Annotated in this window: 5 protein-coding genes; 2 read left to right on the top strand and 3 right to left on the bottom strand. The window is 36.7% G+C overall.

Annotation, left to right across the window (positions count from 1 at the left end; translation table 11 throughout):
* Positions 1-3: 3 nt before the first annotated feature.
* Positions 4-3,123 (top strand): SpoIIE family protein phosphatase, encoded by a 3,120-nt coding sequence (locus H7A25_17295; protein MCP5501661.1) that lies wholly within the window; start codon positions 4-6, stop codon positions 3,121-3,123.
* Between the two features lie 77 nt (positions 3,124-3,200).
* On the top strand, positions 3,201-5,027 hold the full coding sequence (locus H7A25_17290) for a mucoidy inhibitor MuiA family protein (GenBank protein MCP5501660.1): 1,827 nt from the start codon (positions 3,201-3,203) through the stop codon (positions 5,025-5,027).
* Positions 5,028-5,111: 84 nt separating this feature from the next.
* Here the strand turns inward: H7A25_17290 and xth are convergent, their stop codons facing one another.
* The 3 genes from xth to H7A25_17275 are packed head-to-tail and all read right to left on the bottom strand — an operon-like array spanning position 5,112 to position 13,304.
* Positions 5,112-5,879, bottom strand: coding sequence for an exodeoxyribonuclease III (xth, locus tag H7A25_17285; GenBank protein MCP5501659.1), 768 nt, complete (start codon positions 5,877-5,879; stop codon positions 5,112-5,114).
* Between the two features lie 8 nt (positions 5,880-5,887).
* Positions 5,888-9,463 carry a hypothetical protein gene (locus tag H7A25_17280; protein MCP5501658.1) on the bottom strand — a complete coding sequence of 1,192 codons (3,576 nt, stop codon included), beginning with the start codon at positions 9,461-9,463 and terminating at the stop codon, positions 5,888-5,890.
* A 55-nt stretch (positions 9,464-9,518) separates the two neighbouring features.
* Entirely contained in the window at positions 9,519-13,304 is a 3,786-nt protein-coding gene (locus tag H7A25_17275; protein ID MCP5501657.1) for a hypothetical protein, read from the bottom strand.
* Positions 13,305-13,321 lie beyond the last annotated feature (17 nt).

Genomic DNA, 13,321 nt, shown 5'->3' with positions numbered 1-13,321 from the left:
GCATTGAATCTATTTGAGCATTTTTATTTGAATTTTTATGGCTTAAGCCTTTTAGGAGGCATGATAAGCTGGACTTTCGCTGTTATCTTTATTTTTTTACTCAAGCAAAAGTCGAAACCCACCAAATTTCTTGCCTGGAATATTTTCGCCGGAAGTATCACTTACTATGCTTATATGGTTTCCCAGAGCTTTTATGAACCCTATATGACAGTCAGGATCCTCGCCTTAATACCCATCCTCTTTTTCTACCCTTTACAAAGCTATTTTCTTCTAAACTTTCCAACAGAGGTTTCCTCTCGCTTTCAAAAAATTACAGTTTCTATTAATTTTTCCTCAGCCATACTGGTTTCAATAGTCATCATTATTAGTTCTCTGAAAGCAAAAGTCGTGTATAAATTTGATGGGCATTTTTTTGATTTCGATATGCCGGTAGCTATTAAAATCTATGGTTTTGCAGTTTTATACTTTGTTTTTTATACTTTAGCAATTACAATCTGGCGATTTATTAAAGCTCCGGCTCAGGATAAATACTACGCGGGCTTTATCATTTTAGGAGTTTTCATAGAAGGAGTTCCCAGTGCAGTTTTAAATGTTCTAAATCGTCTTGGTCTTGTGAGTCGACAATTCTTTTTTACATTTTATGTACTTTTTGTTATGCTGGGAATATTCATTATCCTGATTTCCTACATTAACCGAACCCGTGATAAAACCAGTTTCATGTTCAAAATCACAAGCATCAGTTTTTTGATCCTGATTATGATCTTTAATTTTTATAGTTACATTATCATGAATTTTGCTGAAAAACAATATGATAGTAAACAAACGGATCAAGCTGCTTCTATCATTTTTCAAAAAATGTATCCTGAAGATCTTAGTTATGTTGTTGAATATAAAATAGATCAAACCGACTTAAACTACCTCTACAACAAAAATGGAGAGAAAGTAATAGAAAAAGAATTGATAGAACTTCAAAATTCCTATTTCTTAGCCAAATTCTCACAAAAGAGAGTTTCAGAAATCTCGGATAAAGATATTAAGGAAATGATTTCTAAGGGAGGCTTTGAATATACTCATTCATATATTCAACTCCTTTTAAATAATAGAAATGTGGAAAACTATAAAAACCTTTACGTCTCTGAATTTTTTCATAATTTCCAGAGAGCTATTTTTTCCCTACAAAGCCATGTTTATGATTTAAAAAGTGATAATTTCAGAACTGAATTAATTCATCTTATAGAGAAATCACCAAAAGAAATCGAACCCATCCTAAAAGTCCTTCAGTCTCAACTTGAGAAAAGTTTAAAAGAAAAAGAGGAGTTAAAAACTGAAATCCTCTTTTACCTACAGGATATAAAACCTCTCAAAGCAAGAAAATATATTAAGACCTCTCAAAACGCTTATGTTCGTTACCACGTTTACTTTCCTGATAAACCCGGATACATTTATGAATTGGGTTATTCCTATTTACATTATCGCACCTTTATACACAATATTGCAAAAGAGATCTTTTATGTATTTCTAATTTCCATTATCATAGCTGTTTTCGGGACTCCTATTTTTCTGTCCGGCTCCTTAGTTAAGCCTTTAAATGCCGTTTTGGGAGGTTTGAAACAGGTTCAGGAAGGAAACTTGAATACAAGTGTTCCGGTATATGTGCAGGATGAAATTGGTTTTTTAGCCAGTTCTTTTAATAAAATGGTTACTTCTATTCGAGAAGGAAAAGCCAAACTTGAAGAATATTCCTTGAGTCTGGAAGATAAAGTCGAGGAAAGAACGAAAGAGTTATTGGTATCCTACCGAGAAATTGAAAACTTAAAAGAACAGCAAGATGGTGATTATTTCTTAACCACATTATTACTAAGTCCCTTAAGTATAAATAGAGAAATTAGTCAGAGAAAAATTTTAATTGATTTTTTTGTGAAACAGAAAAAAGAGTTTCAATTCCGAAAACGTAAACATGAAATTGGTGGGGACATTTGCATTGCACACGACCTCAAACTAAAAGGAAAATGGTACACAGCTTTTTTAAATGCTGATGCCATGGGAAAGTCCATGCAGGGAGCCGGAGGTGTACTGGTGTTGGGTGCTGTTTTCCAATCCATTCTACAACGAACAGCAACATACAAAGAACAGTCCGAAGTTTATCCTGAAATCTGGATAAAAGCTGCTTTTAAAGAAATGCATAAAATTTTCGAAAGTTTTGACGGATCTATGCTTATCTCTCTTATCTTCGGTCTTGTAGAGGAAGATACAGGTTTAGTATATTATATAAATGCTGAGCATCCCTGGCTGATTCTCTATAGGGATGGAAAAGCTGATTTTATAGAACACGAACTATATTTTAGAAAATTAGGAACTTCCGGAATGAGTAACTCTTTATTCGTCTCTACTTTTCAAATGATGCCCGGTGATATGCTCATTATGGGTTCGGATGGTAAAGATGATCTGCTCATTTCTAATGCTGAAAATACAAGGATTATCAATGAAGACGAAACCTATTTCCTAAAACATGTAGAAGAATCTAATGGAGATTTGAATGATATTTTTAAAGCCATAACAGAAAAATATGAACTTATTGATGATTTCTCTTTACTTTCCATACAATATCCTCTTTTAGAAGAAGATCTGGAAACCAAACAAAAAGCACTGGAATTTATCCGAAAAGCTCGGAATGAAATTCGAAATAAAATGGATGATAAGGCTTTAAGTACTTTAGAATATGGATATATTCAAACAAATAAGCATCCGATCATAGGGAGAGCTCTTACAAAGCTCTATCTTAAGCTACATAATTTTCCTAAAGCAGCTGAAACCAGTCGAGAGTACATTCAAAATAATCCGGTAGATACTCCTCTCATGATTCAGACTTCCTATAGCCTTAAATTAAACCATGAATTCTCTGAAGCCATAGAAATTGCAGAAAGAGTAAAATTAAGGGAACCTTCTAATCTCCGGAACCTGGTTCATCTAGCTGATTTATATACCTACACCAGGAATTATGATAAGGCAAAGAAAACTCTGAATAAAATTTTCACTATTGACTCCAATAATCTGAAAGCAAAACGAATTCAAGAGATCCTAATTTCGGAAAGTTCAGGAAACAAGAATCTCCAGAAGACTTAGAACTCCTTCCGGGTTTTCATTGACCGATTTTAAAAATTAAATTTTCTTGGTTTAAAGTAAAGAAAAAGGAGTAGAATATGCTGGCATATTCAAAAGTAAGCTTACCTTTCGTACTGGGTTTATTCAGCTTTTTTAGTTCAACCTTTTCACAGGGTATAGTACAGGAAGAAGGAAAAATAGATAAAGTCACCCTCTATAGAAAGCAGGCCCTTGTAACCCGGAAATTAGAATTAAACCTGAATGAAGGCAGTCAGGAAATCCTTGTTAAAAAACTTCCTTCCCAAATCATTCCTTCCAGTCTATTTGCAGAAGGAGAAAATATGGAAATTCGGGCAGTTAGATTAAAGACACAGGAAGTAAAAGAAGATCCGGAAGAAGAGATTCGTGTCTTAGACGATAAGATCAATAAGCTCTCTGAAGAAATAAAGCGTGTAAATCTCCTTCTATCTGTAAACCATGCAAAGAATAATTTTCTTATTAAGCAGGGAGATTTTTCCATTCAAAAAACAAAGGAAGATTTGAATACAGGAAAACTCGAACCTCGTACCATGAAAGAACTTACTCTTTTTCAATTTGAGCAACAAAAAGAATTAGCACTTGAAAAATTAGATTTAGAAAAAGAACGATCTAAATACTATCAGGAAAAGAATCAAATCTCCAGACAAAGAAGCAAATTAGCTTCTAATAACCTGCAAACCAAGGAAGCTCTTATTTTTATTGATAAAAAAACAAAAGGGAATTCTGTAATATACTTAAACTATCTCGTTAATAATGCCGGCTGGGATCCGGTTTATAACTTTCATGCAAAAAAAGATTCAAAGAATGTCGTTGTAGAGTTTAATGCAAATGTACATCAGATAAGCGGCGAAAATTGGAATGATATTTCCTTAACCCTTTCCAATGCTTCACCCGCTTTAAGTGCTATGTCTCCGGGTATTTCTCCTTTCCGGGTTGAACTGTCCAGTGGTAGCTCTGCCGCAAGCATGGGAGCTCCCAATGATATTACAGTGCAGACGAGAGCCATCAGTAACAAGTTAAGCCAGGCTTATCAAAAACAACTTGAATCCAAAAACTGGAAAGAAAGTCAGGAATATAGCTGGGACATGAACTCAGCAGCCAATGAATACCAGGGTCTGGAACTTATCGCCAATGATGAGGATATTAACATATTAAAAAAAGACTCTGAAACAGCCTTTGCTCCTTCCGTCCAATTTGAACTGGATGGAAAAGTATCACTCGATAGTAAAAAACAGCAACAACTGATTCGTGTCAATCGGGCTGAACTTCCATCCAAATTATACATGGTAAGTACCCCAATTTTAACTGCTTATGTTTACAGAGAAGCAGAAATACAAAATAATGCCATTGAAGTTTTACTAAAGGGACCTGTCAGTGTGTATCTCGATGATAGCTTTGTAGGAAAAGCTGAATTACCTGTTATTGCAAGAGGGCAATCGTTTGTAATGGGATTTGGTATCGATTCTCAACTCAGGGCCAAAAGAGAACTGGTGGAAAAGAAAGAACGAGTTATGGGAGGAAATAAAGAACTAAGTTTTAATATTTCAATCTCTATAGAGAACTTTCATAGCACAGAAATTCCGGTTAGGATTCTCGACCGTATCCCTCTTGATGAGAAAAAAGATAATCTTAGGATTTCTCTGGACTTAAAAGGTAATGAGTTAAGTAAAGATGAGCTCTATCAAAAAACGGAAAAAACAAAGGGAATTCTACGCTGGGAAATTTCAATACCGGCTAATTCATCCGGGGCTAAGGCTAAAAACCTTGAATATTCCTATCGCCTGGAATTTGATAAAAACTTGAAAATCCAACTGCCCGGCTCAGAAAAGAAAGAAAAACTCAAACAGGAGTTTGAAGAAATTCAAAAAATGAGATATAAATATTAAGTATATCCTAAGGAAAAAATCGAAAGTTTTTATAGGTAAGCGAGCCACCAATGGCTTGCTTACTTTCAGTAAAAAGATACAATTTTATAAATCCATTTCTAAAACTAAAGGAGCATGATCAGAAAGAATTACATCCTGAAGTATATCAGAATAAATTAATTTACTTTTTAAATTATTCGTAATAAAGAAGTAATCGATTCTCCAACCCTTATTCTTTTGCCTTGCACCTGCCCTATATGACCACCAGGAGTATCGATCTGTTTTCCCTGGATGAAGGAACCGAAAAGTATCAATTAAACCCGTCGATAAATACTTACTTACCCATTCTCTTTCTTCCGGTAAAAAACCACTGGTTTTCTGGTTAGATTTTGGATTATGAATATCTATTTCCGTATGACATATATTCACATCTCCGCATAGAATCAGTTTCTTATATTCTTTTTCCCAGGACTCTTTTTTTATCAGGAAATCTTCCAAAAACTGCATTTTAATTTCCTGTCGAATATCTCCTGTTGTCCCGGATGGAAAATAGGTATTCACAAAAGCAAAGTTTTTGAACGCAAGAAGAATGTTTCTTCCTTCTTTATCATAAAGTTCATGTTGCATTCCAATTTCCACTTTTTTGGGTTTTATGCGACTGAAAATTGCGGTTCCACTATAACCCTTCTTTTCTGCACTAAAAAAATGTGGAATATATCCCAAATCTTCCCAGGGTTTCAAGTCAATATCTGCCTGTAAAGCTTTGATTTCTTGAAAAGCAATAATATCCGGATTTTCTTTCTGAATAGATTCCAGAAGTCCCTTACTGGTAGCTGAACGTAGACCATTACAATTTAAACAATAAAATTTCATACTTCTTTTTATTTTACACTCAGGATGAAGTTAAGCCTATCAAAATAAGAGTTATACTTCTCAGCACTATTCCACTGATCTGAAAAATAGGCATCCGGATAGGAAGCTTTTCTTCCGTTTTCGACTAAGCCACCAAATTGCTCAAGTAAGACTGCCGTACTATAAAATAAATCTTTCTTATCTTTTGTTGCCATTTGCACTTCTGCTGAAACACAAAAACGTTCCAGATCCCAGATAAGTGCATTGATAGAGTAATCACTCCTAACCGTTTTATTAAAGTAGCTTAAAAAATATCCGGGTTTACTCAAGGACTCTGCAACTCCTACAAAATATTTTCCTCCCGGAGCCAGATAGGGTAACATAGAAGGTAGATCCTCATGGAGAAGACTTCGAATAAGATAATCCTGTGTTTTCGTCTGAGGATCCAGAAGCATGGCACCTAAAATAGATAGCATAGAATTTAGCTCTACTTTTGTAGGTTGAGCATCGATAAGCACATCCAATATCTGACTTAAATTATCCGTATATCGGAATGCTGAAGCAGTCGACAAATAATCCTTCATAAAACCAACCAGATCATCGAATATATCCCAGGAAGGATCATTCAAATTTGTTACCGGTCTCGAATCAGGATAGGCAGCCACTCTATCCCTGAGTCTTTTGATTGAGGCTTCTATATTAAATTGTTTGCTGTTATCTGTTACCTCTGATTCAAGACGAAGTTCATTAACTATCATTTGTAAACCTTCCACGAAGTTTTTCCTCATTGTATCTCTGCTGCTTTTTCCAAGCTCAAACAGCAGACCACTTAAAGAACTTAAAGTGCTTCCTTTTCCAACAAGGCTGAATAATCCATCCTGATAACGTAACTGATTTTCAATTAGAACAGAAAAAAATCCCCTGATTTCTTTGTCGGGGTAATAAAGATCTGCTGTAGGCATCTGTGCACTTCGAATTCCAAAGGCCCCTGCTCCTCCTCGTATTTTTAAAGATACAATCGAGATGGCCTGAGGATTCGTTGTATCATTTAGAGCTACCGGATCATTGATTCGATTCATATAGGGCCTGCTTAAAACGGCTGCCAGTTCTGTTAAAAGAGAAAACGCATTTTTTCCGGAAGCTACATCTGTTTGCTCCATTAATGCTTTGGCTAATGCTACTACTAAAGGTAGTAGTTGATTTCTCTTCTCCCAATTATCCTTCACCAGTGCAGGAGTAACTTCAAGGCTGCTAATAAAGCCCAGCTTCTCCATCACATTAAAGTTCCACTTAATCGGAGCCGGAATCGGTCCGTAGAATCGAGAGGGTTCATTAAATTTAGCAAAGAGTAAACGAAATACCTGCTGATAAATAGTGCTATCTGTAAATCCGTAAACTTCTCCTGCAATACCAAAACCCCAGACCTGTATTAAAAAAGCAGAATCTCCGGGTAGATCAGAAAAATAAGTCAAATCGCCTTTGGTATCATATCCACTTTTGATTCTCTGCTTTGCCTGAAGCCAGATACCGCTATCTTTTTCAGAGCAGGTATCCGTACAATATGGTTTTACATTCATTAAACCTTTCAAACCATTTGCTACTACAGTTGCATAAACGGCTTCCCGAATTTCATTTCCGAGAGCGTCCACATGTACCGGGATAACCAGAACCATTCTCTTTTGATACAATAGCCATTGGAAATTTTTATAAAATGCCTCCTCATCGGTTTCCAGAGCTCTGTCAGTTTCAGATAAGCTCACTTCCTGAATGCTATAATAAGTTCCGTTTGCGATATTCGTAGACTCAGTTCCATCTAAGCCTGCGTAGTTTTTGATTCCTTTTGATTTCTTCTCTACTTCAATTTTATAAGAAGCCGTTCTCCAGGAACTTTTATAAGTTAAATCATTTCCGGCTGAATTTCTATAGATACTTCCATCCGAATTTAACACATTCCCATCTGCATCTTTTTTGTTTTTATTAAAGTAAGGTGCTTTACCCGAATACAGGGTATCCGCAATGAGACTTAGCACGAAGGGAATAGTTTTGGTGTATACTGAATCTGAAGCTGAACTTAAACGTCCCCTCGACTCACCTTCTAATAAACTTAAAGCCGAAGTATTTAAATATATTGGGTAATTAATTCCATCGCGCTTAACTTTTCCATTATTTAAGGCCTCGGTGTAATTTGTATTCAAAACCGCTGTTAAACCTAAATTTGTAATGCTATCATCCCCATTAGCAGGTTTTGGAGAAGAAATTTTGGATCCCAGAGAATGTGTGGCATCACCCAGACTGATAATACCTCCGCTCATACCGGTTATCTGGGTTTTCTCCTGATCATTATTCCAGTAATAACCATAAATATCAGCCAGACTTAACATGAACATTAAACTTTCGATAGCAGACACAGAATCACTGCTTGTATCGCTAGCTCTTTCTTTTCCATTCAAGTCGATACTCATCAATTGAGTAATGCTATTATCTACAGAGTTTATACTCTCTGTAAAATTCAATTTATTGTAATATACTGATAAAAGAGATAATACTGAATTACCGGAATCTTTGATATATCCACTCGGCGTAAGAATCAAATTTCTAACTCTCTTATATAAATCAGTTAAGATTGTTGCAATTTCAGTTGAGTATCCGGTTTCATTATAATTACTATCTGCATCATAAACAGAACCTCCGACTGTATAATATTTCTCTACATTTATCACCAGCTCTTTAAATACGGTCTCAGGAGATTTTGAACCCGTACCCAGACCGGCTTTAGATGCCATCATATTACCCAGCCCCTCAATTACACCTATTAGCTTTTCTTTAATTACTCTATCTTTCAAAAGACTTGAATCGAAAAATCCCTCCAAAAATTTTACAATTCCTGCTTTTATGTTCTCATTTTTGTTAATGGACTTATCTAGAATATCCTCCACATCTGTTAGAAGATCTTTAGCATCTGTACCTTTAAGTGTATTTGATATTTTTAAGATAGCTGCTTTTAATTTGTCTTCCCGTATCTTTTCTACTTCTTCATAGCTTAATGAAGTTTTACCTGATTCGGCTAACTTAATTTCATACTCTGTTTGTATGTACTTTATATCGGAACGAAGATAATGAAGAAGCGTGTAGTCTACAGGTAAAAGTGGTGCAATAAAATCCGAAGAAGAATTGCGTATTTTTTCAAAAAAAGATAAAGTATTACTATAAGCTTCCGGGTCTCCGGTTCTGAGCCGGTTTAAAAGTTTATTTACCTTAAATAAGGTAGGTCGAATATTCGAATGATCATTTTTTAATAGCTCACTCAAAGATCTCAGTGCTCCCGGTATATCTTTTCTGTCCAATTCTAAAGAAGCATTCACCTTTTGATTAAATTCTATAGGTTCAAGTTTTTTTATTCCACTTTTTAGAGCCGGATAATTATCTAAGAGACTGAACAGGGCAATTCCATCTTTGGAAAGACCATCTGAAAATAAATTTGGATCAGCTAACTGTTTTTTAGATTTATTTGAACAGCTAATTACAAAAATCGAAATAAAAAAACTAATGCCGGCCAGGATAAGGCCCGGCAAAACATTCTTAATAAACTTCTTATATTGTTTCATGGAGTTTCCTCACTTAGGCTATAATAAAGAAAAGGGAGAATATTCTCCCTTAGTTCTATAAGCTACAATTACCCGAGAATGTATAATCGCTTAACTTTGTATTGATGAGAAAATAAGGATTTGCCTCACCTTCCGGAATCGGAAGGATAGTTAAATCGTTTAGTCTGATTCCACAATTTGCCGCAATTTTATTATTCGGCATATTCGGGTCTTCTTTAGATCCATCCTGATTGCTATACTGACCGGAAGCCGGGTTATAGAGAGTATCGGTCGGATAATCTTTTGATTTTTTCTCTAAAGGTAATTCGGCTAATACATAGTTCAAAACCGGGATAATAAGCTTTTGTATGGTCGGATTCAAGACCTCGTAAATCCCATTCGGATCTAAGCCCAAAGGATTATTTGTAGTTCCGTCCAAAACTTCCAGGCTAAAAGACAAGTCATCAGAAGAACTGTAGGAACTTCTCATTGTATCACAATCAAAGGCGGAAGCTTCCGAAGTATTCCCTGAGTAATCATTGTCATCACAGACGTTTAATTGAATAGAGGTTACATTTTGAAAATCATTACTGCCGGAATTGATAGGAGAACTAAATTTATGTATGTTCATAGCAGCTTTTGATTTGAAGTTTACAAGCAAAGTTGCCATTTTATACTGCAACCCCGTTCTTTTGCCGATAACTTCAATCTTCATATTTCCAAATTCGGCTTCCATCAGAGGATAACGCATTCCTGTTCCGAGACTTTTAGAGGAGGACATCGGAAGGGTTTTTAATACCGGTGGTTGTAAAGGTGTCACCACAAATTCTACATCATCATTATCTAATATTTCAACTAAGGCATTGCCGTTCGAAGCATCCTTCACATACATAACCGAAGCAGCTCCCGGTGCCAGTACCTTTTTAATCGAAGAAGCTTTCAATAATATTTGGAAAATCTGAAAGAGTCGGTCACTATCTCCCCGGAAAGCTTTAACCGAGTTTGCAAAAGCCTGGTTCAAGTTCAAATTAAAACCACCGGCTTTCCAGAGCTGATACATTGCCTGGTTTACCGCATCGGCTCTGAGGGCAATTAAGGTTCCCGGAGACGATCCGAGTCTTGTGTAAAGACCGGAAGCTCCATCGAGTGGAGGTAATGATTTTCCACCATCAAACTTAACAAAACTATCTTTTGCAGCACCGGAACTGTGCATAGCCGGGGGTGTGCTATTCGGACTTGTAATCGAGGCTTTGATTCCTGCATGTAAACCTATACCTAAGCCCTGGGATTTTGTAACATTTGTGTTTTGTTCCTTGAGTTTTGCTCCCACATAGAGTTTGGTTGTATTAAAGGGAGCCGGGAGATAATCGGGAAGGGTAACGTCCATACCGTTGTAAGTTCCATCAAATCGAAGCTGCCCGAAAACAGCGTTAAGGACACTCGGAGCAACTACCTGTAAGGTATCTTTCAAAACTCCCTGCACAATCTTCCATTGCAAGGTTGGAATCTCGTCTTCCACAAGAGAAGTAACAAGACTGCTTAATAAACTCTCAAGAGATATACCTGCCGCGGAAATATCAGTTGCCGGATTGGATTGCTTTGCAACATTGTAAGCTAAAATAGAATCACTCCACTGGCACATATAAAAATTACTACCCGAGGTACCACAGCTATTTGGGACACTAATAATATTTAGTTTAATCTTGCCATTGCTGTCTACAGTCAAATAATTCTTGGAAGTCGCCAGACGAAATGGTTTGGAACTGCTATATACCGGAGAGGTAGAATCAAGGTTCATGGAAGGATCATAGTTCATGATAAAATCAACAGTATATACAAGGTTATCAATTTTTATTAAGATCCCAACACAGGCTCCAAAGGCCCAGAAGCCTATACACTTATCCACATCTCCTACATGTATTCTGAGCTGTCCGCGAAGTCTTTTTCCTTCAAGACTTGCATCCATTCTATCATCATAAGGGGTTAGTGTAGCCTTCACATTTGTGGAATTACTTTCAGCCAGATTTTCTATGACGATATTCGTTACATACGCATCTACAGTACCCTCAAAAGTTATAAGGAGGCTGGTTTGAAATGCTATATTACAATAGGGACCAAAATTTCCTATCCAGTTAAAAGAAGGCGTAGAATAATTACTCCAGTCAGATTTACAGGGATTTCCATCTCTATCGGTAGAGGGATGCCCTGTTGTAGGATACGTATTCGGAGCTGGATTTACAGAACTCGAAGAAAATGCAGGCTTGGGATTTTGCATATATTCATTAAAGGTTCCCCTACCGTACGGATCCGGAATTTTAAAATTCCCATTGGTAAGCGAGCCATTACTTTTAATGAATCTCTCTAATAAATTCGAGAGACGATTGATTCCATAAACTCCGGTACCCATAGCCAGAATCCCTGCATCACTGATGTAAGTACCTGTATCTGTAGCTATAGTTCCCCATTCAAAACTAAAGGTTTTATAATAAGTTTTGCTTCCCTTCTTAATTTCCACCACGTAACTATTTGAACCTTCCGTAGCCTGCAAATCACCACTCAAGGAAGAAAGAGTCACAGAAGAAGACCAATTTGTCTCATTTACACCCCCGATTTTTTTCAACTTGATTGAATCGGCCTGTCCGGAATTTGTAATAGAGCTGGAAAGACTTACAGATGAAGCAGAAGCCTTATCCAGAACCAAACCTTTAGAACCGAGGGCAAATCCATTGACAGAAAATGTAGCATCATAGTTATACTCTGTTGTAAAGGAAGTATTAACTCCTCCACCTGTATTACAGGAACCGGAAAGAAGGCATATTTTTTGAATCGGTGAAGCACCGATACTCGAATAGGTTTTACCATCCGGGATCTCCATAGTATAAGATTTACTCGGATCCAGGGGAACATAGGGATCAAAAATTAACTGAGTATAACTTGTAAAATTACTTCCATTGTATACCCCCCAGGCGCAGCGTCCATAAATTTTATTTGTAGGATTAGAAGTTTCATATATAGTGATTGCCGCATTACCATAGGTATTCGTGCTTTCATTATGGTTATTGGGGATTGTTGCCGGACAAATACTTCCCCTATCCATAGCATGAGAAAACTCGATAATAATATTTTGATACCTGTCTACATTTGTCAGAGGTTTTAGAACGGTAGCAATCACCTCGTCTGAGCCAGAACCTTTAAAAAGCAGACGAAATTCGGGGTTTATATGATCATTGGTTTTAATCAAGACCGTTCCCACTTTATAACCACTGCTATTCGGCTGAAAGCAGACATAGAAACTCGCTTCCGCAGCAACAGCGATATTTCCTGTAGGAACTGTACCTATGGCAAAATGTGTTCCATTAGTTTCCAAACTAATACTTTCTATATTTAATTCTTTTGTAGCTGAAGAAAGATTTAAAATTTTCACCAACTTTGCACCGGTATGAGAAACGTTGCAGGCAGGTGGAGCTGGAACCAGAGCTTTAGAACCATAAGAAATTTGGGTTTCAGAGCTTAAGGATACTCCCGGATTCGTGTCGATTTCGACCTGCAAAGCCGGTTTGGGTAAATTATCGGCCGTCGTTGAACTTCCCGAAGAACTTCCTGTAGAGCCCGTATTTGCAGGAACTGAACCTGCAGGTGTAGAAAGGTTATCCGGTGTATTCGTATTCAGTGGAGTATAACTTACAGGATTCGAGGATTCCCCTTCTCCTCCCTGTGAAGAAGTCAAGTCCGGAGCCATCGTATTTTCTGTCGTTTGGTTCATTCCCAATAAAGCATAAGGAACCGGGTTGAAAAACTCCGTTTTAGAACAAGAGCTTAAGAATAAGCTAAATAAGAATATACTAATAATTTTAACTTTCATGGTAATGGACTCCTTTT

It is taken from the genome of Leptospiraceae bacterium (assembly GCA_024233835.1).
Lineage (GTDB): Bacteria > Spirochaetota > Leptospiria > Leptospirales > Leptospiraceae > JACKPC01.
This window is presented reverse-complemented; position numbering and strand designations above follow the sequence as displayed.

Bases quoted from the DNA above. Each gene is read 5' to 3' on its own strand.
- H7A25_17290 (MCP5501660.1), top strand. From the start codon at position 3,201: ATGCTGGCATATTCAAAAGTAAGCTTACCTTTCGTACTGGGTTTATTC.
- xth (MCP5501659.1), bottom strand. From the start codon at position 5,879: ATGAAATTTTATTGTTTAAATTGTAATGGTCTACGTTCAGCTACCAGT.
- H7A25_17280 (MCP5501658.1), bottom strand. From the start codon at position 9,463: ATGAAACAATATAAGAAGTTTATTAAGAATGTTTTGCCGGGCCTTATC.
- H7A25_17275 (MCP5501657.1), bottom strand. From the start codon at position 13,304: ATGAAAGTTAAAATTATTAGTATATTCTTATTTAGCTTATTCTTAAGC.